The following is a 22,683-nucleotide window of genomic DNA, read 5'->3' as shown; positions in this document are numbered from 1 at the left end:
TGGGCGAAATTTCCCGTAGAGTTTCATATAGTTGGGAGCCCCCTCGATACGTTTCCTTAACCATGACGATAAATCGCTCGAATTGAATGGATATAGGTTGCATCTCGTTCACCATTCCTAGAGCGCCCATCCCTAGCCTCATCGGCTGTATGCGGGCGGCCGATCCGCCGGCCGCGCCGCCACCATCAACCGAGGTTCTCACCGATGAGAGCTGCTGCCTTGTTCTTCGCCGGAGTTGCCACCGTCATTGTTTCGACGGGCTCGGCCACCGCCCAAGCGGGCCGCTATCTTGCGCCGCCGCCGATCGTGCTGTCGCCAAATCTCACCGATCCCTGGGTGATGCAGCTCCAGCCAGGCAATGTGCCGATCTACGCGGCGCCCCAGGCGCGCAGCCCGCGTGTCTGGTCTACGCCACCAGATGCCACAGCGAACGTGGCACGCAAGATTGACCCACGGACGCTGCCGCTCGCGCCCGAGTTTCTGCCGCAGGAAGTCGCCTACAACGGTCCGGCGGCTCCCGGTTCGATCGTCATCGATACCGTCAATCGCTTTTTGTACCTCGTCGAGGATGACGGGATGGCGCGCCGCTATGGCGTCGGCGTCGGACGTCCCGGATTCACCTGGGCGGGGGAGCACCGCATCACGCGCAAGGCCGAATGGCCCGACTGGCATCCGCCGGTGGAGATGCGCCAGCGCCAGCCCGGCCTGCCGGTGATGATGCCAGGCGGTCCTAAAAACCCGCTCGGAGCCCGCGCCATGTATCTCGGCTCAACGCTCTATCGCATCCACGGCACCGCTGAGCCCTGGACCATTGGGCACGCCGTTTCGTCCGGTTGCATCCGGATGCGCAATGAAGATGTGACCGATCTCTACCAGCGGGTCAAAGTTGGGACGCGCGTCATCGTGTTGTAGCCGCCTCACCTTGCCCTTTTTTGCTTGGGGCCGGGCGATACGTACCCTTTTCGGCTGCGGCGGTCTCGACAGCGGAGACTGCCGCCTTCTAGTTTCACGTAATTGTCGTGATTCGCTTTGCTCCGCCGACCGGTGGAGTCACTTCCTCAGGTTTCTCCATGATGACACTATCCGTCGTTCCGGCGCGTCCGCTCATGCTGGCGTTCGCCGCTGGTCTTGCCCTTTCCGCCTGTGTTTCATCGAAGCCGGTGGAGCCGCCCAAGCCTCCGGTCGTCGAGGCGCCCATCCCCGTCAAACCGCTGTCTTATTTGCCCGACGACACCGCTGATGACGCCCGCGACCTCACCCTCGCCGGCGATCAGCTGCCGCCCGAACCCTTCCGGCGCGCCGAGGTCGATTTTCCGACCGACCAGCCGCCGGGCACCGTGATCATCGACACATCGGAAAAGCATCTCTATCTCGTCGAGGACGGCGGCAAGGCCCTCCGCTATGGCGTCGGCGTCGGCCGCGAAGGCTTTGCCTGGAAAGGCATGGTGGAGATCGGCAGCCGCCAGAAATGGCCGCGCTGGTTCCCGCCCAAGGAGATGATCGCCCGCGAGGACGCGCGCGGCCATCACATCCCCGACATGATGGAAGGGCAGATCGGCAATCCGCTCGGCGCCCGTGCCCTCTACCTCTACGACGGCACCAAGGACACGCTGTTCCGCATCCATGGCACCTTCGAGCCGAAGAGCATCGGCACCAATGCGTCCTCGGGCTGTATCCGCATGGCCAATGCCGACGTGATGGACCTTTACGAGCGCGTCAAGGTCGGCACCCGCGTGGTGGTACGCTAAACGATCTCCGAAGCCCGTCTCGGGAAAGCTCTGAGGCGGGTTTCAGAACTGGGCTATTCGCTTGGTATAGGCGTCCAGGACGCAGCCACGCGGATCGCCTGTTTGGGCGCATTTCAGCATTTGCGTCCGCCATGCGCGTTGAGACGACTTGAGCTCCGGGACCTGATCGGCGCTGGCGCGGGCAAGCGCCCTGGCAAAATCCCTGGCAAGGCGCAGATCGAGATCGGCGAGTGCATCGTCGCCGCAGATCATTTTCTCGACTTCCGACTTGGCGCCGTCGCAATCGAAGCTGGGTTGAGCCGCCCTGGCCGGCAACGTCCACATCGTCAGAAGGACGATGGCAACGATACCCGAACCTGCCACCAACCCATTCATGCTCGTACCCTTTCTTTGGCCACCGCGACCGTTGATGAGCCGACCTGACAGCTCCGGCGGCAACGCGCCAGTCTTTTTCCAAGATTAGCGCATGACCCTACAGTCCGTCCATGGTCCCTTACATGGAAGTGAACCACTGTCACTTCTATAGAACACTGGAAAGATGCCGTTTTTACGGGCGAAAGCAGACTTTTAAAAGTCGACGGCGATTTCCATGCAGCAGTGCTGAAAAGACCCGAGCGTCACGGCCTTCGCCGATTGCGAAGATCGATCGTTGCGCGTATCACCTTGGCCGCGAAATAAATAGAACGGGGCCACCATGACGACGCCGAAACCGCAGGTCGGACTCTTCGTGACCTGCCTTGTCGACTTCTTCCGCCCGACCGTCGGCTTTTCAGCCGTAAAGCTTCTCGAAGACGCCGGCTGCGAGGTGTCCGTGCCGGCCGCCCAGACCTGCTGTGGTCAGCCAGCCTATAACTCCGGCGACCGGGCCGGCGCGCGGGCGCTGGCCGAGCAGGTCATCGCTCTCTTCGAAACCTTCGACCACGTGGTTGTACCTTCCGGCTCCTGTGCCGGCATGATCAAGGTGCACTATCCGGATCTGTTCTCCGGCGAACCTGGCTGGCGGCTTCGCGCCGAGCGGCTCGCAGCCAAGACGCACGAGCTCACCTCGTTCCTGGTCGACGTCCTCGGTGTGGCTCCGCTGCCGGTCAGTTGGGAGGGAACGGCGACCTACCATGATTCCTGCTCCGGCCTTCGGGAGCTGGGCGTCAAGGCGCAACCGCGCCGGCTGCTGTCGGCCGTTGACGGTCTCGCAATCAAAGAGATGCGCGATCCGGAGGCCTGCTGCGGCTTCGGCGGCACCTTCTGCGTCAAGTATGACGAGATTTCCAATGCTATCGTCGACCGCAAGACGGCGGACATCAAGTCCACCGGCGTCGACCTGCTGCTGTCGGGCGATCTCGGTTGTCTCCTCAATATGGCGGGCAAGCTGAAGCGCGAGGGGAGCAGGGTCGAGGTGCGTCATGTCGCCGAAGTGCTGGCCGGCATGGCCACCGGACCGGCCATCGGGGAGAAGACAAAATGAGTGGCGGTCTCAGTTCCGCGTCCTTTCCGAAGAATGCCCATGCGGCGCTGGCCAATCCGCCGCTCCTGAAGGCGATCGCCCATATCGAGGAGACGCTGGTCAGCGGCCGCCGCCGGGCCGTCGACGCGCTGCCGGAGTTCGAGGCGCTGCGCGACGCCGGACGCGATATCAAGGCGCACACGCTTGCTCATCTCGACCTTTACCTCGAAGCCTTCGAGAAGAAGGTGGTGGAGGCGGGAGGCTTCGTTCACTGGGCGGCCGACGCCGCGGAAGCCAGCCGCATCGTTCTCGACATTTGCCAGGCGGCCGGTGCGCGCCGGGTAACCAAGGGGAAGTCGATGATCACCGAGGAGGTCGGCCTCAACGCCTTCCTCGAAGCGAATGGCATTACCCCGGTCGAGACTGATCTCGGCGAATATATCATCCAGCTCCGAGGCGAGACGCCGAGCCACATCATTGCTCCCGCCGTGCACGTCAACAAGGAGCAGGTGGCTGCCGACTTCCGGCGCGTGCATACCAAGCTGGATCCCTTGCGCAATCTCGAGGAGCCAACGTCGCTGCTCGCCGAAGCGCGCGGCGTGCTGCGCGAGCGCTTCCTGACGGCCGATGTCGGAATCACCGGTGCTAACTTCCTGGTCGCCGAAACGGGATCTACGGTGATCGTCACCAACGAAGGCAACGGCGACCTCACCCAGATCCTGCCGAAGACCCACATCGTCCTCGCCTCGATCGAAAAGGTAGTGCCGACGCTCGAGGATGTCGCCACCATCATGCGACTTCTTGCCCGCTCGGCCACCGGGCAGGAAATGAGCGTCTACACCACGCTTTCCACCGGTCCCCGCCGTGCTGGCGATCCCGACGGTCCCGAAGCCTTTCATGTGGTGTTGCTCGACAACGGCCGCTCGGCCATGCTCGGCACCGAGTTCGAGGACATGCTGCGCTGCATTCGCTGCGGCGCTTGCATCAACCATTGCCCGGTCTACCGCTCGGTCGGCGGCCACGCCTACGGTTCGGTCTATCCGGGACCGATGGGGTCCGTGCTGACGCCGTCGCTGCAGGGGCTCGAAAAGGCCGCTCATCTGGCCAATGCGTCGACGCTCTGCGGCCGTTGCGAAAGCGTCTGCCCGATGCGCATTCCCCTGCCGAAGATGTTGCGGCACTGGCGGGAAAAGGAATTCGAGCGTCACCTGACGCCGAAGAAGGCTCGCTTCGGCCTCGCCGCCTGGCGTTTCCTCGCCGCGCGCCCGCGCCTCTACGGTGCGGTGACCAGGATGGCCGCCTGGAGCCTCGCGCGCCTTGCCGGCAAGGACGGCGCACTCAAGCAACTTCCTCTCGCGAGCGGCTGGACGCGCTGGCGCGATCTGCCGGCGCCGGAAGGCGGCACGTTCCGCACCGAATGGGCCAAGCGAGGGAGAAAATGATGTCGAGCCGTGATGCCATTCTTGGCCGCATCCGCCGGTCGCTCGGAACATCGGAGAAAGATGCCCCCCGGCTCGCCGCCGTTCGCCATCGTCTCGCCGAAACGCCTGTCAATGTCGTGCCGGCGCGCGGCCAACTGCCGGATGCCGAAAGGGTCGAGCTGTTCATCCGCAAGGCGGGGGAGGTGTTCGCCACCGTCGCTCGCCTCGGCAGTCGCGACGACATCCCCGCCGCAGTGTCCGAATATCTTCGGGACCGCAATCTGCCACAGGCGATCCGGCGTGGTGCCGACGCACGCCTTGCCAATTTGCCGTGGGAACGGGAAGCGCAGCTCGCGGTAACGGTCGGGCCGAGCGCCGGGCAGGATCTCGCCGGGCTCAGCCATGCCGATGCCGGCGTTGCCGAAACGGGGACCGTGGTGCTGACCTCCGGTGCCGACAATCCGACGACGCTCAACTTCCTGCCCGATCACCACATCGTGGTGGTCGATACCTCGACGGTCACGGGCGACTATGAGACGGTATGGGCCGGCTTGCGCCGGCGCTTCGGTGCCGGCACGATGCCGCGCACGGTCAACCTCGTGACCGGTCCGTCGCGGTCGGCTGACATCGAGGAGACGCTGCTGCTCGGGGCTCACGGCCCGCGCAGCCTTCACATTCTGGTGGTGGGGTAAACCGATGCCGATCCTGACGCTTGTCTTCTATACCGGCGCCCTCGCCTTGGCAGCGGCCTCGCCCGGCCCCGGCATGACGGCCGTGGTGGCCCGAGCCCTCGGCGGCGGTTTCCGGGCGGGCATGACCTTCATCATCGGCATCGTGTTCGGCGATCTTTTCTACTTGACGCTGGCCATCTTCGGCCTTGCCTCGCTGGCCCAGGAGTTCAACCTCGCCTTCCTGGTGATCCGCTATGTCGGCGCCGCCTACCTACTCTATCTGGCCTACAAGCTCTGGACCTCGCGCGCCGATCCGGCCGACGTGGCGGCCAGGGTGCGTTCCGAAAGCGCCTGGCGGACGGTGCTGGGCGGTTTCACGCTGACGCTGGGCAACCCGAAGACCATCGTTTTCTACATGGCGCTGCTGCCGTCGCTGATGCCGATCGAGACGATCACGCTCACCGGCTATCTGGAGCTGATCGCCGTTTCCATCGTCACGCTGACCATCGTTGGTCTGGTCTACGCAGCGGCGGCCGCTGGAGCGCGCGAGTTCTTCCGTAGCCCCAAGGCGATGCAACGCCTCAACCGCACCGCCGGCACCATGATGGCCGGTGCGGCGGCTGCGGTGGTGGCGCGATAGACCGTCGTTTCCCGGTTTACTCCGCCGCCAGGCTCATCGCCTGATCGGCGGCACCGAGGTTGCCGAGCGAGGTCACGATGTGCTTGGCGAGCGCGTCGTGGATCGGGCTTTTGGCGTGCTCGGCACGCAAGAGACCGATCTCGGCCGGCTCAAGCTCCGGGAATCCCTCGCGCAGGCCGAGAATGCGCATGTTGGCCTTGAGAGCGCTTTCCGGCAGCACCGACACGGCAAGACCGGCCAGCACGGCACCCGACAGCGCCAGTGCTGCACTGGAAATATAGGCGACGCGGAAACGCCGCCCCTCCCGGTCCAGGGCGCGCACGACGTTGGCACGCCAGCAGCAATCATCGGGTCCAAGCGCCAGCGGCACCGGATCGAGCTCATGAACGCTGTGATCGCGCGAGCCGACCCAGAACAGCGGTTCGCGCCGGATCACCTCGCCGCGAAGCGAACCATAATAGCCGTGATTGATGATGCCGAGGTCGAGCCGGCCGTCGCGGATCATATCGGAAACAGTGACCGAGCGCTGACATTCGACGGTGATCTCGATCAGCGGATTGATGCGCGAAAAGCCGGCCAGCACCGGTGGCAGCAACCGATCAGCATAATCGTCGGGGATGCCGAGGCGAACCGAGCCGGTCAGGCCGGGATCCTCGAAGGCGGCCAGCGTCTCGTCATTGAGGCGAATGAGACGGCGCGCATATTCAAGAAGACGGCGGCCGTCCTCGGTGAGCCGGCTCTGGCGGCCATCGCGCGAGAAGATCGGCTTGCCGACTCGATCTTCAAGGCGGCGCATCTGCATGGAGACGGCCGACTGCGTCTTGTGAACGACGTCCGCCGCGGCCGTGAATGACCCCACCTCGGCGATGGCGACAAAAGTCCTCAGTTGATCAAGGTCAAGAACGTTCATCTTCAACAATCCTGATGAGTGGCCGATTTGTAGAGCCCACAGGCGGTTCGTTCGGTTTTCGGGTGGCGTCCCATCACGCCGTATGATCACCTATAGTCAAGATGTTGATATCAAATTCCGTCATGGAAAGCATCAAAAACATGCGTTGGACTGATTGATAGCCCTATGAGATAAATCCACTATCGAAACACCGCAGCGGCGTTCCTACCTCAGATACGCGATGCTGCCATGTTCTGCCCCTTGGGTGGAGCAAGCTCGCTGGAGCCAAGACAATGACCCTGATCCTCGATCATGCGTCCTCGCGCCGTGTCTCTCATTCTCGCCCCGTTCACGAGGCGATGCGTCTTGTAGGCGCTCTGTTCAGCCGCCTGGGCGCGCTGATTGCCGCGGAAATTGACCGCCGGCAAACGATGCAGCTGCTCGAGTTCGACGCGCGTGCGCTGAAGGACATGGGCATTTCGCATGCCGATGTCGAAGGCGCGCTGCTCGTGCCGATCGATCGGAAGCCGAGCTACGTGCTGGCCGCCCGCCGCGCCGAAGCCCGCCGCGCCGAGCATGAAAAGGCGCTGGAAGCTGCTGCCGCGCTTCGTGAATAACACGTACGTATTTCATAAGAGATCCACATCGGTCCGGCCTGAAACATTCACCGGGCTTATGAACTGGTAAACAAAACTTCAACGGGGCTTCCAGGCGGAGCCCCGTTGCCGCCTCCACCCCTGCCCCTCAACCCCTGACCCAACGCGCAATGCGCCAAACCATCCAAGCCCCTTGATGGAGCCGATCATGTCCACGACCCTCGCGTCCACCACCTTCGCCGCCGCTTTCGTTACGACGTTCACCTCGCTGGTGCGCGCCGCTGCCGAGCGCACGGGGTTCGTCGCGAAGATTATGGTCAATCGATGGATGGCCAAACAACTCTGCGACTTCACCGATCACGAGCTGGCCGACATCGGCCTCAGCCGATTTGACGTACGCGAAGCCCTCGACGGTCCGCTTTACGCAGACCCGTCGCTCAGGCTCGCCGCCGTCGCTCACGGCAACTCGGTGAATATGAACAGTGTTGTGCTGCATCGCGTGAAGAGCGTGGATTTCACGCCCTTGGTCAGGGGGAGGGAAGAATGATCGCACCCAGACTGGAAGACTGCGTCAACGATCTCTGCCCACTCACCCGCCGTCCCGTCAGCCCCGACGCCCTGACCTACTATAAGGGCAAGGTGGTTGGTTTTGCTGACCGTCAGGCGCGCGACACCTTCCTCGCGGCGATGCTGACCTTCGAGACGGCCATTCAGCCGCCGCCAGTGGTTCATTACTCCATGCCGCTCAAGAAGCGGCAGAAGGAACTGGAAGCGGCCTGACCTTCGCATCCGACGGGCGCACCGCCACCCCAGCGCGTCCGTTTCAGGGTCCGGACCCGCCTCCCTTCCGGACCCTTCCCATCCCGGCCCCCTGCCGGATCACCTGGCGGCGTCGCAAGGCGCCGCCTCTTTTTTTGCCCCGGCCGGGCGTGCTATTGGCATCTTCATGGCCCATTCCGATTTCCGCACGCCGCGCGTCTTCGCCGCGACGCCGCTCGACGGCGCCCCAGTGTCCTTCGACCGCGACCAGAGCAATTACCTCCTCAACGTGCTGCGCCTCAGGGAAGGCGACGACGTCCTGGTGTTCGATGGCCAAAATGGCGAGTGGCGAGGCCGGCTCGGTCTTGCCGGCCGAAGATCGGCCGAACTCACCCACCTCAGCCTGAGCCGTCCTCAACCGTCCGCGCCCGATCTCCTCTATCTCTTCGCGCCGCTGAAACATGCTCGGCTCGACTACATGGTCCAGAAGGCGGTGGAGATGGGTGTCGGGCGAATGCGTCCGGTACTGACGCAGCATACCCAGGCGAGCCGGGTGAATATCGAACGGATGCGCGCCAACGTGGTCGAAGCGGCCGAGCAGTGCGGCGTGCTGCACGTCCCCAGCGTCGAGGATGAAGAGAAGCTCGACCGAGTGCTTGAACGCTTCGCGCGCGACGAGCCGAACCGGCGCCTGATTTTCTGCGATGAGGGCGAGGAAACCACCAACCCGCTCGCCGTGCTGTCGGCCCTACCCCGCGGCCCTCTCGCAGTTTTGATCGGGCCGGAGGGCGGCTTTTCGGAAGACGAACGGCGCATGTTGCGAGCCCTGCCCTTTGTCACGACGATTCCTCTCGGCCCGCGCATTCTGAGGGCCGACACGGCAGCGGTGGCCGCGCTTGCCGTCATTCAGGCGACGCTCGGCGACTGGTAGTTCCGCTTCCTGACAAAATCTCGACGGCGCAGGGAGCAAAACGTTTCCCGCCGACCGCTCGGCGGCAATTGAACAAACCTTGCCGGGCAGCTAGGTTGCCGCCCAATCCGAGGGAGCCTCTTCATGGCGCGCGACACGTCCGATACAACGCCGATCACTTCCGTTGCCGATCTTGTCGAGCGGATCGCCGGGGGCTGCAAACCTAAAGAGCGTTGGCGGATCGGCACCGAGCACGAGAAAGTCGGCTTCCGCAAATTCGATCATACGCCCGTGCCCTACGAAGGCCCCGGTGGCATTCGTCAGTTGCTGGAAGGCATGGAAGGGCTGCTCGGCTGGGAGCCCATCGAGGATCAGGGCCGGCCGATCGGCCTGCTCGACCCAACGCATGGCGGGGCCATCAGCCTTGAGCCGGGCGGCCAGTTCGAACTCAGCGGCGCGCCCCTCATCAATCTGCATCAGACCGCGACCGAGTTGCAGGCGCATATGATGCAGGTGCTGGAAATCGCAACGCCGCTCAGGATCGGCTTCCTCGCCCTTGGCGCCAGTCCAATTTGGACGCTGCCCGAGACGCCGGTGATGCCGAAATCCCGCTACGCCATCATGTCCGACTATATGCCGACGGTGGGCACACGCGGCCTCGACATGATGTTCCGCACCGCCACCGTGCAGGTGAACCTCGACTTTGCCTCCGAAGCCGACATGCGCCGGAAGATGCAGGTGTCGATTGCCCTGCAACCGATCGCCACAGCGCTGTTTGCCAATTCGCCCTATCTCAACGGAAAAGCCACCGGCCGTCTTTCGGAGCGCTCGGAAATCTGGCGCGATACCGATAACGCGCGGGCCGGCATGGTTCCCTTCGTGTTCGAGGAGGGCTTCGGCTTTGAACGCTATGTCGAGTGGGCGCTCGACGTTCCGATGTATTTCATCAAGCGCGGCGACACTTACCATCGCGCCACCGACATCACCTTCCGCCAGTTCATGGCCGGCGCCTTCCGCAACCGGCTGCCCGGCGTCGAACCGACCGTCGGCGATTGGGACAACCACCTGGGTACGCTGTTCCCGGAAGTACGGATGAAGCGTTATCTGGAGATGCGGGGCGCCGACTCCGGCTCTACCGACCACATTCTGGCGTTGCCGGCCTTCTGGGTGGGGCTTCTTTACGACCAGACCTCGCTCGACGCCGCCTGGGATCTCATCAAGAGCTGGACGGCCGAGGAACGGCAGCGCTTGCGCGACGACGTGCCGACGCTGGCGCTCAAGGCGAAGATTGCCGGGCGAACGGTGCAGGATATTGGTCGCGAGGTGGTCGCGCTGTCGCGGGCCGGTCTCGCCCGTCGTGCCCAACTCAACCGCTGCGGCCAGGACGAGACGCAATATCTCCGGCCGCTCGATATCATCCTCGATCGCGGCAAGACGGAAGCCGAGGTGCTGCTGGAGAAATTCGGTGGCAATCTCGACGGTATCTTCTGCGCTCTCGACATGCAGCCGATGGGCGACCTCGGCTGCCTCTGATCGCCTGCCGGCGGCCGGCGGAGGTTTGACGCCCCGGCTTGCGGCCGCCATGATCGCCTGATGATTTCCGAGTCGTCCACGCGGCTCGCTCAACCCTGCCGGACAATCCTCGGTGACCGACGCCCCTACCAACGCTGCCGAATTCACGGTTTCCGAGATTTCCTTCGCGCTGAAGCGTAGCGTCGAGGATCAGTTCGGCTTCGTGCGCGTGCGCGGTGAAATTTCCGGCTATCGGGGGCCGCATTCCTCTGGGCACGCCTATTTTGCCCTGAAGGACGAGGGCGCGCGCATCGAGGCCGTGGTCTGGCGCGGCGTGATGGGCAAGCTGCGTTTCAAGCCTGAAGAAGGCATGGAGGTGATTGCCACCGGCAAGCTCACCACCTACCCCAACTCCTCCAAGTATCAGATCGTCATCGACGCGCTGGAACCAGCAGGCGCCGGCGCGCTGATGGCGCTCCTCGAAGAGCGCAAGCGCAAGCTCGGTGCCGAGGGACTGTTCGATCCCAGCCGGAAGCAGCTGCTTCCCTATCTGCCGCGCGTCGTCGGTGTCGTCACTTCGCCCACCGGCGCCGTCATCCGCGATATCCTGCATCGCCTTGCCGATCGCTTTCCCGTGCATGTGCTGGTCTGGCCGGTCAAGGTGCAGGGCGACGGCTGCGGTAACGAGGTGGCGGCCGGTATTGCCGGCTTCAACGCGTTGCCGGAGGGCGGCCGCATTCCGCGCCCCGATGTCCTGATCGTGGCGCGTGGTGGCGGCAGCCTCGAAGACCTCTGGGGGTTCAACGACGAGGCGGTCGTGCGCGCCGCTGCTGCCAGCGACATCCCCTTGGTTTCGGCCGTCGGCCATGAGACCGACTGGACACTGATCGACCTCGTCGCCGATGTTCGTGCGCCCACGCCGACCGGTGCCGCCGAAATGGTGGTGCCGGTGCGGCGCGAACTGATGGACCGCGTCGACGATCTCGGCCGCCGACTTACCGGCGCCAGCCTTCGAGCCGTCGATCTCCGGCGGACCCGGCTCATGGCCGCCGCGCGTGCCTTGCCGCGTGCTTCCGATATCCTTGCCCTGCCGCGCCAGCGTTTCGACGCCGCAGCCAATGCCTTGCCGAAGGCCCTGACAGCCAATACGACGCTGCACGCCCGGCAGTTCGAACGCATCACCGCTCGCCTGACACCGGCCAGCCTTCTCAGGACGCAGGCTCAGCTCGCCGAGCGACTGTCGGTATTGTCGGCACGCAGCGGCCGTGCGGTGGCCGAATTGATCGCGCGGCGACGGGGGCGCCTCGATCAGGTGACTTCGGTGTTCGATGCGGTCAACCACATGGCAACGCTGAGGCGCGGCTATGCGCTGGTGCGCGACGGCGAGGGAAAGCCGGTGTTTCGCGCCGGCGGGCTCACAGAGGGCGCGGCGATCGAGATCGAGTTCGCCGATGGCCGGGTTCGTGGCCGGCTCGGCGACGATCCGACACCGGTGAACGAAGCGAAACCAGTAGCACGCCGATCAAAAGCAAAGCCCGAGCCCGAAGATCAGGGCAATCTCTTCTGACCGATCAGGATTGGGCCAAGCGCGTCCGCCCATCGCCCAGTTCGCCCGGCTGGCGGGCGACCACGACTCGATTGCGGCCGGCCCGTTTGGCGGCATAGACGGCCTTGTCGGCCTGCTGCAACATTTGCTCGAACGACGCAGCTGTATCCGGATAGGCCGAAATGCCGGCCGAAAAGGTAATTTCGGCTGGCCCCAGGCTGGTGACCACCGGCTGGGAACGGATGACCGCCCGCCATGCCTCGGCGCGGGCGCGCGCCTCCTCGATGTCTGCGTTGGGCATCAACACCAGAAACTCCTCGCCGCCCATGCGCACGGCCACTTCACCGGGGCGGAGCGAGCGGGTGAGAACGCCCGCCATCGCCACCAGGGCGTCATCACCGGCCTTGTGCCCATAGGTGTCGTTGAGCCGCTTGAAATGGTCGAGATCGAGCGAGACGGCGACCAGCGATCGTCCCACGGCATCGGCTGTGTCGATCAGCCGATCGGAGATATTCTCCAGAATGCGCCGATTGTTGAGACCGGTCAGGCTGTCACGGTGCGCCATCTCGTGTAGTTGCTCCTGCAGGCGCAGGTTGGCCTCGAGACGATCCTCCATCAACCGGGTGGAGATCTGAAGGTTTTCCTGAGCCCGCAGATAGTCGGTGATGTCGCGCAGCACGTAGGCAACGCTCTGCGAGTAACGCGCAGCTTCGACAACAACCGTTCGCACCTCATATGTGCGCTCGCCACGCCGCCAGCGATGAACCAACTCACTGCCATCGAACAGACTCGCGCGATCGGCGGGTCCGAACATGGTGCCGAGGTCAGAGAAGGGCTTTCCGACGAGCTGGCGATCACCGAAGATCGCGCGCATCGCACCGTTGGCCTCGGTGATCAGGCCATGTCCTGAAACGACCAGAATACCGTCGGGATGGGCGGCCACCACCGCGCTGATGGCGACGGGCGCCAGCGACAGGAACTGGTTACGGCTGACCAGAACGCTGTAGATCATCGGCACCACGACATAGGCAAGCGGTGTCGGATCGAATCCAAAGATACGAATGCCAGCGAAATTATAGGCGGCGTTGGCCGTCCAGGGCACCATGGCCGAAACCAGAAGACCGATGAACTGGGCGCGATGCACCTCCGGGGCATGAATGGCTGCCCATAGCGTCCGGATGGCCGTCATCAACATGAAAAAGTAGATGGCGATCATCGCTGCGAAGAAGACCGGCCCATGATCGTAACGCAACTGATGGGGATAGGCTGGCGACGGGTCAGGCGTGACGGCGACGTAGATCAGATGATGCAGATCGTTGGTCATGGCGATCGTCAGCACCACAAGCCCGGCGGCAATGGACAGACCGGTGTAGAGCGAGGCACTGGGCAGATCGGAGCCACGAATGTAAGCGGCCATGAACAGCATCCACGAGATCGGCGTCGTGATGATGCCGTACCAAGCCAGTTCCGAGTAGAAGATCTTGGACGCCGGATCGGTGGCGCTGACGTCGAAGAAGGCACTGACTGCCCACCAGCAGCCGGATGCCATCAGCATCAGATAATCGGTGCGACCTGGGAAACTGCCCACTCGCAGCGTATGCCACGTGGTCAAGACCGTCCCGACCACGACGAAAGCCAGAATGACGGCGGCAGGCTGCACGAGTACTCGAGCTCCGGGACAATCGTTCGTTTAGGGCGATAGCGGCGACGTTATTCTGCGGGTTCTTTCGAATTGGTTTCGAATTTATGCATGCCGTATCGAAAAAATACGGAGCCTTAAAGGCAGACAGGACTGGACAGGCAACGTCGCAACGGTTTTCGTGGGACCTATCGCCCATCCGGCCAAGCCGCCTCCCAACCGAGACATATCAAGATGACTGCTTATCGCACGCTGAACGGTTTCAAGGTTGCTACGGAACTCGCCGACTTCATTGAACGGGATGCGCTGCCCGGCACAGGTCTGGAGCCCGGCCGTTTCTGGGCAGCGCTCGCTGATATCCTCGGTCGCTTCGGTCCGGAGAACAAACGCCTTCTCGACCAGCGTGACGCCTTGCAGCAGCAGATCGACGCCTGGCACACCGCTCATCCCGGCATTGTCGAGCCAAATGCCTACCACGCCTTTCTGATGGAGATTGGCTACATCGTTCCCGAACCGGCGCCGTTTTCCATCGAGACGACGGGCGTCGACCCGGAGATTGCCGAGATCGCCGGGCCCCAGCTCGTCGTTCCGGTAATGAACGCCCGCTATGCGCTCAACGCCGCCAACGCTCGCTGGGGCAGTCTCTACGATGCCCTCTACGGTACCGACGCGCTCGGTACGCCACCGCCGCAAGGCGGCTTTGACGCGGAGCGGGCGAAAGCGGTGGTGGCGCGCGCCAAAGCCGTGCTCGACGGCGCCTTTCCGCTCGAATCCCGAGGCCATTCGGATGTGGTGGCCTATGTCGTCATTGCCGGTCAGCTGAAGGTTCGCTTTGCCGATGGCAATGAGGAGGAACTCACCAATCCCGAGGTTTTTGTCGGCTATCGCGGCGATCCCGAGGAACCGGCAGCCATTCTCCTGAAGCGAAACGGTGTGCATGTCGACATCCATATCGATCGAGGCGAACCGATTGGCTCCAGTGATCCGGCGGGCATCAACGACATCCTGATCGAAAGCGCGCTCACGACCATCATGGACTGTGAGGACTCGGTCGCGGCCGTCGACGCCGAGGACAAGGTGGCCGTCTATCGCAACTGGCTCGGCCTGATGCGTGGCGATCTCGAAGCAAGCTTCGACAAGGGGGGCGTTACCGCGACACGACGGCTCTCGGCCGACCGCAATTTCATCCGTCCCGACGACTCGGACGGTTCGCTCAAGGGCCTCAGCTTGATGCTGGTGCGTAACGTCGGCTCGCTGCTCACCACGGACGCGGTGCTCGATGCCGACGGCAACGAGACGGCCGAGTGTCTTCTCGACGCACTGGTCACCTCGGCGATTGCGCTCCACGACGTCGGTCCGAACGGCCGGCACGCCAACAGCCGCACCGGCGCCGTCTATATCGTCAAGCCGAAGATGCACGGCCCGGAAGAGGTTGCCTTTGCCGACCGGCTGTTCGCGGCGGTCGAAACGGCGCTGGGTCTCAAGCCACTGACGCTCAAGATGGGCATCATGGACGAGGAGCGGCGCACCTCGGTCAATCTGCGCGCCGCGATCGCCGCGGCGACATCGCGCGTGTTCTTCATCAACACGGGCTTCCTGGACCGCACCGGCGACGAGATCCACACCTCGATGCTGGCCGGCCCCATGGTGCGGAAAGGCGACATGAAGTCGTCCGCCTGGATCGCCGCCTATGAGGCGGGCAATGTCGATGCCGGCCTCGCCCTCGGCTTTTCCGGCCGCGCTCAGATCGGCAAGGGCATGTGGGCGGCACCCGACCGCATGGCGGCGATGCTCACGGAAAAGATCGGCCATCCGCGCGCCGGAGCCTCTACCGCCTGGGTGCCGTCGCCGACGGCGGCGACGCTGCACGCCCTGCACTATCTGGAAGTTGATGTGGCCGCCCGGCAAGCTGAGCTCGCCAGCCGCGAACGCGCGTCGCTCAATGCGTTGCTGACGCTGCCGATCGCCCCGGATCGTCCATGGAGCCCCGCCGAGATCGCCGAGGAGCTCGACAACAACGCGCAGGGCCTTCTCGGTTACGTCGTCCGCTGGATCGACCAAGGTGTCGGCTGTTCCAAGGTGCCCGACATTCATGACGTCGGTCTGATGGAAGACCGGGCAACGCTGCGCATTTCCAGCCAACATATCGCCAACTGGCTGAAGCATGGCATCGTCAGTCGCGAACAAGTGATGCAAACACTTGAACGGATGGCGGCCGTTGTCGACAGGCAGAATGCCGGCGATCCGGCCTATCGGCCGATCGGCAATGATTTTGCAGGTTCGTTGGCGTTCCAGGCCGCCGTCGAGCTGATCATGACCGGTGACCGTCAGCCGAACGGCTATACCGAACCGGTATTGACCGCGTTTCGACGTAGGCGAAAGGTCGAGATCGCCATGAGGTGAATTGATTGGCGCCAAGACCTATCTAAGGATGAAGGCATCGACGGTTTTCTGGTCTTGTACAAGACCTTGCCGCCGGTGTCGGGCCGCCAGGGTCCTGTTTGAAGTCGCTGAGGAGGCGCCGCCATGACCGTCAGGGACATCTTCACCATCATCGACATTTACAACGACAAGATGAACGCCTCCACGGCGGCGCTGGAACTTGCATCACGACGAAAGGCTCACGTTACCGGTCTCGCGCTGGCGCTGGAACCGATAGCGCCCGGCTTCCTCGCCTCGCCGGTGCCGGCGGAATATCTCGTCGAGGCGATCACCAACGCTGAAAATTCGGCCAAGGATGCCGCTGCGGCCTTCACCGCTGAAGCGGCCAAATTGGGGGTGGACGCCGAGGCCCGCACCGCCACGGTCTATTCCGGCGGCACGCCGGCCATCGTGCGGCAGGCGCAGCTGTCCGACCTGATCGTCGTCGGTCAGGATGATCCCGAGCACGGCGAGCCGATGCGCGCCGCCATCATCGAGACGCTGCTGTTCGAATCCGGGGTGCCGGTGCTGATCGTTCCCTCGGGATGGAACAAGCCGATCACCTCCGAGAAAGTGATGATCGCCTGGGACGGCTCGTCAACTGCGGCCCGTGCGGTTCACGCCGCCCTGCCGGCACTGAGAATCGCTACTTCGATCGAGATCGTGATGGTGGCCGGCTCCAAGAAGTGGTCCGGCGAGCCCGGAGCCGACGTTGCTGCCTATCTTGCCCGGCATGATCACACGGTGACGGTGACGACGCTGCCGCGCTCGGCTTCCGAAGTATCGACGGTGCTGAACAACCACGCGGCCGAAAGTGGCGCCACCATGCTGGTCATGGGCGGCTACGGTCACAATCGATTCCGGCAGTTTGTGCTTGGCGGCGTCACCCGCGACATGCTGGAAAAGATGACTATTCCAACGCTGATGACTCACTGACCCAGACTATGGAACGCGGCCAACCGGCCGCGTTCCGCTTCCCGCATCGCCGAGTCCTGGCCCGACATGAGCCTTCAGAGTCTCGACCCCTTTTTCCGGCCGAAGCGCGTCGTGCTGATCGGTGCGACGCCCCGACCCAATTCGGTCGGCTCGGTGCTGGCGCGCAACCTTATGGCTTTTGGTCGCGACCGGGTATCCTTCGTCAATCCGTTCTTCACCGAGATCGACGGCAGCCCCGTCTATCCGTCGGTCGCCGACCTGAAAGCGCCGTCTGATCTGGCCGTTGTCGCCGTACCTCCGGAAGCGATCATCGAGGTGATGGAGGGGATCGGCGCGGCCGGCATCCGCCACGCGGTGGTGATCACCACCGGTCTTGGCCACGGGCCGGGCAGTCTTCTCGAAGCGATGACCGCTGTGGCGAGGCGGCACGGTATCCGGGTGCTCGGTCCCAACAGCGCCGGCCTGCAGATTCCATCCATCGGCCTAAACGCCAGCTTCGCACAGCGAGCGGCAGTGCCGGGCGATCTGGCCTTTGTTTCACAGTCGGGTACGCTCACCCATGCCGCGCTCGATTGGGCGGCCCGGCATGGCGTCGGCTTTTCCGGCATCGCCGTGCTCGGGGATGCCGTCGACGTCGACTTCGACGAGATGCTCGATCATTTCGCCCTCGACCACCGCACCCGGGCGATCCTCCTCTATCTTGAAAGTATTCGCGACGCCCGCACCTTCCTGTCGGCGGCCCGCGCCGCCGCCCGCTCCAAGCCGGTGGTGGTGATCAAGGCCGGCCGGCACGCCGCTGGCGCCCGTGCAGCCCGATCGCATACCGGTGCGCTGGCGGGTATCGATGCCGTCTACGATTGTGCCTTCCGCCGGGCCGGCCTGCTTAGGGTGGCCGACCTCGATGAGATGTTCTCGGCTGCCGAAACGCTCAGTATGGTCCCGCGCATCCAAGGCAAACGCATCGCCATCATCACCAACGGCGGCGGCGCCGGCGTGCTGGCCGCTGACCGTGTCGTCGACCTCGGCGGCGAGCTTGCGACCCTTGGCGACGACACCATCGCCACGCTCGATCGGCAGCTGCCGCCTGGCTGGTCGCGCGGTAACCCGGTCGACCTCGTCGGCAATGCCGCCGCCGACCGTTATGGCGCGGCGACGCGGGCGGTGCTCGCCGATGGCGGCGTCGATGCGGTGGTGGTCATCAATTGCCCGACGCCGCTTGGTCCTTCCAAGCTCGCCGCCGACGCGGTGGTCGAGGCCGTCGCCGACTATCGCCGAGGCCGCTACGACGGCAAGCCGCTGATCGCCGCCTGGCTCGGCGAGGATGACGGCTGGAGTTCTGCCTTCGCGCGAGCGCGCATCCCGGCCCTGGAAACGCCGCACGGTGCCGTCGAGGGATTGATGCAACTCGTCCGCCATGCCGAAGCCCAGACAGCTCTGACGGCGACGCCAGCCGACGTTCTTGCCGGCTTTTCGCCTGACCGGGGTCGAGCGTCGGCGGTGATCGCCGCGGCCCTGGCCGATGGTCGCCTTTGGCTCAAGGCAAGCGAAGTGGTGGACCTTCTGGCCGCCTATGACATTCCGATCGTGCCCGCCCTCGCCGCGGCCGATGCTACGGAAGCCCGGCAGTTGGCAACTCGTCTTCTCGGCGAATACCGCTCGCTGGTCGTGAAGATCGCTTCCCCCGACATCGTTCACAAGTCCGACGTCGGCGGGGTGGAATTGGAGTTGTCCAGCCCCGACGCGGTGGTGGTGGCGACCGAGGCGGTGATCGCCCGCGCCAGGGCCGCCCGGCCCGGCGCGCGCATTGATGGTGTGACGCTTCACCCGATGATCGTGGCGCCGAAGGCGGTGGAATTGATCGCCGGCGTGACCGATGACCCGGTTTTCGGACCAGTCATGGTGTTCGGTCGTGGCGGCACCGCCGTGGAGGTCATCAACGACCGGGCGCTGGCGCTGCCGCCACTCGACGCCAACCTCGCCCGTGACCTGATCGCCCGGACGCGCGTTGCCCGCCAGCTTCAGGGCTATCGCGATCGCCGACCCGTCGATGTCGATCACCTTGCCGGCATTCTGCAACGGCTCGCCCAGCTCGTCGCTGAACATCCGGCGATCGGGGACATCGACCTCAACCCGCTGATTGCCGAGGCAGATCGGCTGACGGTGGTCGACGCGCGGGTGACGCTGGTTTCCGACTCCCCGGCGTCGGGCGCTGCGGTGCATCATCCCCGCCTCTCGATCCGTCCCTATCCGACCGAGTGGGAAGACACCATCACGCTGCCCGGTGGCCGCTCGGTATTCGTGCGGCCGGTGCGACCAGAGGATGAAGGTCGCTATCTCGACTTCTTCTCAAAGATGACCGCCGAGGATATGCGGCTGCGCTTCTTCCAACGCGTCCATGACCTCGGCCACGCCTTCGTCGCCCGTCTGACCCAGATCGACTACGCCCGCGCCATGGCCTTCGTCGCCCTCGATCCTGACAACGGCGACATGCTGGGCGGCGTACGGCTGCACGGCGACCCCGGCGGCGGCGACGGCGAATATGCCGTGTCGGTGCGCTCCGACCTCAAGGGGCTGGGCCTAGGCCGAGCGCTGATGCTCCAGATCATCCGTTACGCTCGCCGTGAGCATTACGCGCGTATCCACGGCGAAGTCCTCGTGGAAAACCGCCAGATGCTCAGGATGTGCCAACGGCTTGGTTTCTCACTGACACCCGACCCGGATAGCCCCGACATCATCAAGGTTAACTTCGACCTCTGATCAATTACCAACTAGCCTAAAGTCTATTTGCAAGACACTTCTGTCCTATATTCTGGCAGAGCCAGCATCTCCAGCGCGACGCCTACTCCAAGACCTTCGATTTTCGCGCCATTTCCGGCAGTTGCAGGAAAACGGTCCTCAGATACCACGCACTTTGAATATTTATCTTTCGCAAGCGATTGCGAAGCCGATGAATTTTCCTCGTTTTGGCCGGGTTTCATCCACTTTTTCTTTACCGGAACGCTGCAAGATTTGCGGATACGCGTAGAGCCAGCGCGCCGTCTTTGTGGCGGGCGCCAATCCGGGGGGAGAAGATGTCGCTCACGGCTTTCCTGTCGAACCGTTCGATTTCGGTGAAAATCGGCGGTGGACTCATTTCCCTTGCGGTATTGGCCGCCGTTGTCGGAGGAGCCGGATTTTTCGGCCTCAACCGGCTGGGCCTCGCGGTCGATATGACGTCGAAGTCAGCTTCGGTGCTGGCAACCGTCAACGATGCTGGCAACGCAGTCACGACATTCATCCAGAATCGCGATAACGGCGCTGCTTCGGAGGCCGGGCACCTCCTGGATCAGGTCAATGCCAGCCTCGACGAGCTGGGCGGCAAATCCGACCCTGGCCTTGCCCCAGCTTATACGGCGGTTGATCAGTTCCGCGCGTCGATCGGCGTTCTGTCCTCCTCTTCGGACGCAGTGGCCGCCACAGCCGCGGCTACGATGGAACTGCTGTCCAACATGCAGAGCCGTGCCGGCCAGATCGAATCCGACGCGGCAGCCAAAGCCAAGCAGTTCCAGACCAAGGCTAGTGAATCCGCCCTTGCCACCAACTCGGCCGCCGATCTCGCAGTCACCGCCTACAAAATCGAGATTTCGGCCCTTCAGGCCAACGAACTGTTGGCTAAATTTGCCGCGAGCAGCGATACCACCAACATCGACGCCGCCCTGAAGGCTGTGATGTCGGTGAGGACAATCGTCAACCAGATCAGGGCTGTCGGCGCCGATGATGAAATCAAGGCGCAGGCGAGCGCCATCGAGGAGGCTGCTAAGGCACTTGTTCCGTTGCTCGACGAGATGCGGAGTGGGTCCAATCCGTTCGCCGTCGAGCAGAAGCGGGTTTTCGCACTTGATGGTCTTGGCAAGCTGAGTAAGGGCACGGATGAAATCATCCGTTTGGCCGGCCAGCAGCGGGATCTTGCCAGCTACAACATGCAATCCCTACTCGATGATGCCGCCAAGGCGCGCGAGCTGTCCGACCTTGCCACCCTGTTCGGTGGTGAGATCGACGAACTGGCCTTGCAGACCACGACCTATCGTTACGATCCGGAAGCGGTCAGCACCAAGATGATGCTGAAATCCGCCGACGCGGCCAAGGAAACGGGGCAGAAGATCGTCGCTGCCGGGGGCGTCGACCCGTCCAAGGATATCGACCGCTTCAAGGACGCCTTCACCAAGCTGGTCGATGCGTCGAAGGCTTTCGTTGGCGCTCGTGAGGATTCGCGCAGTCAGTCGGCCGCCGCCATTTCCGCCATCAAGACGGTGGTGGACGATCGTGCCGCGGCAGCCAGCCGCAACCGCGCGTCGAGCACCTTCACCATGTCCGGTACATTGGGGGCGGCGCTGGTGTTCGCGCTCATCATCGGTATCGCGCTTTCGCGACTGATCACCCGACCAATCACCATCCTCACCGCTGCCATGCGGCGACTGGCGACGGGCGACACCGACATGGCGCTCGATCTCGCTGGCCGCAAAGATGAGATTGGCGGCATGTTCGGGGCCGTGCGCGTCTTCCGCGACAACGCCATCGAACGCCGCCGCCTCGCCGAGCAGACCGAAGCCGAGCAGCAGGCGCGGGAACTTCGTCAGGAAACCATCGAGGGCGTGATCAACGATTTCCGCCTGGAAATCGAGCAGCTCGTCAGCCTCGTCGGCGGCAACGCCGACCAGATGGAGGCGACCGCCAAGGCGCTGGCTGCCATCGCCGAAGAAGCACGCGAGCGCGCCGGTACGGCGGCCTCGGCCTCCGAACTGGCGTCTGACGGTGTCCAGACGGTGGCTGCCGCCGCCGAGGAACTGTCGGCGTCGATCGGGGAAATCTCTCGCCAAACCGAGACTGCGACCGTGGTCGCCCAGCGCGCCACCGGCGAAGCCAAGAAGACCGACGCCACGATTTCGGGGCTTGCCGACGCGGCAACACGCATCGGCAATGTCATCACCCTGATCAAGGCGATTGCCGAGCAGACCAACCTTCTGGCGCTCAATGCGACCATCGAGGCTGCACGCGCTGGTGAAGCCGGCAAGGGCTTCGCGGTGGTTGCCTCTGAGGTGAAGAACCTCGCCGGGCAGACCGCCAAGGCGACCGAGGAGATCGCTTCGCAGATCGCGCAGATCCAGGCCTCGACCGGAGAAGCCGTGGCGGCCATCCGCGCCATCTCCGACATCATGGGCGAGGTTGACCGCACCACCAATGTGATCGCCACGGCCGTCGGCGAGCAGGGCAATGCTACGGCGGAGATTTCGCTCAATGCTCAAAAGGCAGCCGGCGGGACCAAGTCGGTCGCTGACGAGACGCAGGCTCTGACCCGTGTGGTCGGCGAAACCTCGCAGTCGGCCAGCCAGGTGCTGGCGGTGTCCAACGACATGAACGATCAGGCGACGCGCCTGCGCGAGGTCGTCGAGCGCTTCATCAATCGGGTGATGGCCGCCTGACAAGTTTTCGGGGGGAGAGGGAAGCGGGCGGGTTCCAAAGGGGGCCCGCCCGCTTCATTTGCCGGCTTAAAATGCAATTAATTTCTTTTTATCGC

The 22,683-nt window shown here is 63.9% G+C and carries 19 protein-coding genes; 16 read left to right on the top strand and 3 right to left on the bottom strand.

Features of this window, described 5'->3' with window-relative positions:
• Window positions 1–204 precede the first annotated feature (204 nt).
• On the top strand, window positions 205–912 hold the full coding sequence (locus G522_RS0109820) for a L,D-transpeptidase (RefSeq protein WP_026790884.1): 708 nt from the start codon (window positions 205–207) through the stop codon (window positions 910–912).
• 158 nt (window positions 913–1,070) lie between these two features.
• Window positions 1,071–1,748 (top strand): L,D-transpeptidase, encoded by a 678-nt coding sequence (locus G522_RS26340; RefSeq protein WP_245586634.1) that lies wholly within the window; start codon window positions 1,071–1,073, stop codon window positions 1,746–1,748.
• Between the two features lie 42 nt (window positions 1,749–1,790).
• On the opposite strand, the gene G522_RS26335 is transcribed toward G522_RS26340, so the two are convergent.
• Window positions 1,791–2,123: a lysozyme inhibitor LprI family protein gene (locus tag G522_RS26335; RefSeq protein WP_036838905.1), complete on the bottom strand. Its 333-nt coding sequence runs from the start codon at window positions 2,121–2,123 to the stop codon at window positions 1,791–1,793.
• A 319-nt stretch (window positions 2,124–2,442) separates the two neighbouring features.
• Here G522_RS26335 and G522_RS0109800 point away from each other — a divergent pair, with 319 nt between their 5' ends.
• From G522_RS0109800 to G522_RS0109785, 4 genes are read left to right on the top strand one after another with little or no spacing between them, the layout of a single operon-like run.
• Window positions 2,443–3,210, top strand: coding sequence for a (Fe-S)-binding protein (locus G522_RS0109800; RefSeq protein WP_026790883.1), 768 nt, complete (start codon window positions 2,443–2,445; stop codon window positions 3,208–3,210).
• Window positions 3,207–4,631 (top strand): LutB/LldF family L-lactate oxidation iron-sulfur protein, encoded by a 1,425-nt coding sequence (locus tag G522_RS0109795; protein WP_026790882.1) that lies wholly within the window; start codon window positions 3,207–3,209, stop codon window positions 4,629–4,631. The genes G522_RS0109800 and G522_RS0109795 overlap by 4 nt, the downstream gene beginning before the upstream one ends.
• On the top strand, window positions 4,628–5,302 hold the full coding sequence (locus G522_RS0109790; RefSeq protein WP_342663885.1) for a LutC/YkgG family protein: 675 nt from the start codon (window positions 4,628–4,630) through the stop codon (window positions 5,300–5,302). The genes G522_RS0109795 and G522_RS0109790 overlap by 4 nt, the downstream gene beginning before the upstream one ends.
• A gap of 4 nt (window positions 5,303–5,306) precedes the next feature.
• Complete coding sequence (locus tag G522_RS0109785; protein ID WP_026790880.1) at window positions 5,307–5,921, top strand: LysE family translocator; 615 nt, start codon at window positions 5,307–5,309, stop codon at window positions 5,919–5,921.
• Between the two features lie 16 nt (window positions 5,922–5,937).
• Here G522_RS0109785 and G522_RS0109780 read toward each other — a convergent pair whose 3' ends face one another.
• A complete protein-coding gene (locus tag G522_RS0109780) occupies window positions 5,938–6,831 on the bottom strand; it encodes a LysR substrate-binding domain-containing protein (RefSeq protein ID WP_026790879.1) in 894 nt (297 codons plus the stop codon).
• 272 nt (window positions 6,832–7,103) lie between these two features.
• On the opposite strand from G522_RS0109780, the gene G522_RS0109775 reads away from it, so the two are divergent.
• The 6 genes from G522_RS0109775 to xseA all read left to right on the top strand — a co-directional run bounded on the left by G522_RS0109775 (window position 7,104) and on the right by xseA (window position 12,154).
• Complete coding sequence (locus G522_RS0109775; RefSeq protein WP_026790878.1) at window positions 7,104–7,427, top strand: YjiS-like domain-containing protein; 324 nt, start codon at window positions 7,104–7,106, stop codon at window positions 7,425–7,427.
• 187 nt (window positions 7,428–7,614) lie between these two features.
• Complete coding sequence (locus tag G522_RS26330) at window positions 7,615–7,953, top strand: DUF1127 domain-containing protein (protein ID WP_036838799.1); 339 nt, start codon at window positions 7,615–7,617, stop codon at window positions 7,951–7,953.
• Window positions 7,950–8,186, top strand: coding sequence for a glutathione S-transferase (locus G522_RS26325; RefSeq protein ID WP_156886894.1), 237 nt, complete (start codon window positions 7,950–7,952; stop codon window positions 8,184–8,186). The genes G522_RS26330 and G522_RS26325 overlap by 4 nt, the downstream gene beginning before the upstream one ends.
• Window positions 8,187–8,352: 166 nt before the next feature.
• Complete coding sequence (locus G522_RS0109760) at window positions 8,353–9,096, top strand: 16S rRNA (uracil(1498)-N(3))-methyltransferase (protein ID WP_026790877.1); 744 nt, start codon at window positions 8,353–8,355, stop codon at window positions 9,094–9,096.
• Between the two features lie 123 nt (window positions 9,097–9,219).
• Window positions 9,220–10,608, top strand: coding sequence for a glutamate--cysteine ligase (locus tag G522_RS26320; protein ID WP_051228495.1), 1,389 nt, complete (start codon window positions 9,220–9,222; stop codon window positions 10,606–10,608).
• Between the two features lie 112 nt (window positions 10,609–10,720).
• Complete coding sequence (gene xseA / locus G522_RS0109750; RefSeq protein ID WP_026790876.1) at window positions 10,721–12,154, top strand: exodeoxyribonuclease VII large subunit; 1,434 nt, start codon at window positions 10,721–10,723, stop codon at window positions 12,152–12,154.
• Window positions 12,155–12,158: 4 nt separating this feature from the next.
• Here xseA and G522_RS0109745 read toward each other — a convergent pair whose 3' ends face one another.
• The gene (locus tag G522_RS0109745; RefSeq protein ID WP_026790875.1) at window positions 12,159–13,793 is read right to left on the bottom strand and encodes a histidine kinase N-terminal 7TM domain-containing diguanylate cyclase; all 1,635 of its coding nucleotides are present in this window, start codon (window positions 13,791–13,793) and stop codon (window positions 12,159–12,161) included.
• A 213-nt stretch (window positions 13,794–14,006) separates the two neighbouring features.
• Here G522_RS0109745 and G522_RS0109740 point away from each other — a divergent pair, with 213 nt between their 5' ends.
• The 4 genes from G522_RS0109740 (at window position 14,007) to G522_RS28935 (ending at window position 22,588) form a co-directional block, all read left to right on the top strand.
• Window positions 14,007–16,175 carry a malate synthase G gene (locus tag G522_RS0109740; RefSeq protein ID WP_026790874.1) on the top strand — a complete coding sequence of 723 codons (2,169 nt, stop codon included), beginning with the start codon at window positions 14,007–14,009 and terminating at the stop codon, window positions 16,173–16,175.
• Between the two features lie 123 nt (window positions 16,176–16,298).
• Window positions 16,299–17,129, top strand: a complete 831-nt coding sequence (locus G522_RS0109735; protein ID WP_026790873.1) for a universal stress protein — start codon at window positions 16,299–16,301, stop codon at window positions 17,127–17,129.
• A 66-nt stretch (window positions 17,130–17,195) separates the two neighbouring features.
• Window positions 17,196–19,886 (top strand): bifunctional acetate--CoA ligase family protein/GNAT family N-acetyltransferase, encoded by a 2,691-nt coding sequence (locus tag G522_RS0109730; RefSeq protein WP_026790872.1) that lies wholly within the window; start codon window positions 17,196–17,198, stop codon window positions 19,884–19,886.
• A 314-nt stretch (window positions 19,887–20,200) separates the two neighbouring features.
• A complete protein-coding gene (locus G522_RS28935; protein WP_051228494.1) occupies window positions 20,201–22,588 on the top strand; it encodes a methyl-accepting chemotaxis protein in 2,388 nt (795 codons plus the stop codon).
• The last annotated feature ends 95 nt before the right edge of the window (window positions 22,589–22,683 follow it).

The sequence above is a fragment of the Pleomorphomonas oryzae DSM 16300 genome (assembly GCF_000422965.1).
In the GTDB taxonomy this organism is placed as follows: Bacteria; Pseudomonadota; Alphaproteobacteria; order Rhizobiales; family Pleomorphomonadaceae; genus Pleomorphomonas; species Pleomorphomonas oryzae.
Note: the sequence above shows the minus strand (reverse complement) of the source record. Positions and strands in the feature narration are given on the sequence as shown.

Excerpts from the sequence above, each read along its gene's own strand:
- G522_RS0109785 (WP_026790880.1), top strand. The coding sequence starts at position 5,307 with ATGCCGATCCTGACGCTTGTCTTCTATACCGGCGCCCTCGCCTTGGCA.
- G522_RS0109820 (WP_026790884.1), top strand. The coding sequence starts at position 205 with ATGAGAGCTGCTGCCTTGTTCTTCGCCGGAGTTGCCACCGTCATTGTT.
- G522_RS26340 (WP_245586634.1), top strand. The coding sequence starts at position 1,071 with ATGATGACACTATCCGTCGTTCCGGCGCGTCCGCTCATGCTGGCGTTC.
- G522_RS0109740 (WP_026790874.1), top strand. The coding sequence starts at position 14,007 with ATGACTGCTTATCGCACGCTGAACGGTTTCAAGGTTGCTACGGAACTC.
- G522_RS0109775 (WP_026790878.1), top strand. The coding sequence starts at position 7,104 with ATGACCCTGATCCTCGATCATGCGTCCTCGCGCCGTGTCTCTCATTCT.
- G522_RS0109735 (WP_026790873.1), top strand. The coding sequence starts at position 16,299 with ATGACCGTCAGGGACATCTTCACCATCATCGACATTTACAACGACAAG.
- G522_RS26330 (WP_036838799.1), top strand. The coding sequence starts at position 7,615 with ATGTCCACGACCCTCGCGTCCACCACCTTCGCCGCCGCTTTCGTTACG.
- G522_RS28935 (WP_051228494.1), top strand. The coding sequence starts at position 20,201 with ATGTCGCTCACGGCTTTCCTGTCGAACCGTTCGATTTCGGTGAAAATC.
- G522_RS26335 (WP_036838905.1), bottom strand. The coding sequence starts at position 2,123 with ATGAATGGGTTGGTGGCAGGTTCGGGTATCGTTGCCATCGTCCTTCTG.
- G522_RS0109800 (WP_026790883.1), top strand. The coding sequence starts at position 2,443 with ATGACGACGCCGAAACCGCAGGTCGGACTCTTCGTGACCTGCCTTGTC.
- G522_RS0109730 (WP_026790872.1), top strand. The coding sequence starts at position 17,196 with ATGAGCCTTCAGAGTCTCGACCCCTTTTTCCGGCCGAAGCGCGTCGTG.
- G522_RS0109795 (WP_026790882.1), top strand. The coding sequence starts at position 3,207 with ATGAGTGGCGGTCTCAGTTCCGCGTCCTTTCCGAAGAATGCCCATGCG.
- G522_RS26320 (WP_051228495.1), top strand. The coding sequence starts at position 9,220 with ATGGCGCGCGACACGTCCGATACAACGCCGATCACTTCCGTTGCCGAT.
- G522_RS26325 (WP_156886894.1), top strand. The coding sequence starts at position 7,950 with ATGATCGCACCCAGACTGGAAGACTGCGTCAACGATCTCTGCCCACTC.
- G522_RS0109790 (WP_342663885.1), top strand. The coding sequence starts at position 4,628 with ATGATGTCGAGCCGTGATGCCATTCTTGGCCGCATCCGCCGGTCGCTC.
- G522_RS0109780 (WP_026790879.1), bottom strand. The coding sequence starts at position 6,831 with ATGAACGTTCTTGACCTTGATCAACTGAGGACTTTTGTCGCCATCGCC.
- G522_RS0109760 (WP_026790877.1), top strand. The coding sequence starts at position 8,353 with ATGGCCCATTCCGATTTCCGCACGCCGCGCGTCTTCGCCGCGACGCCG.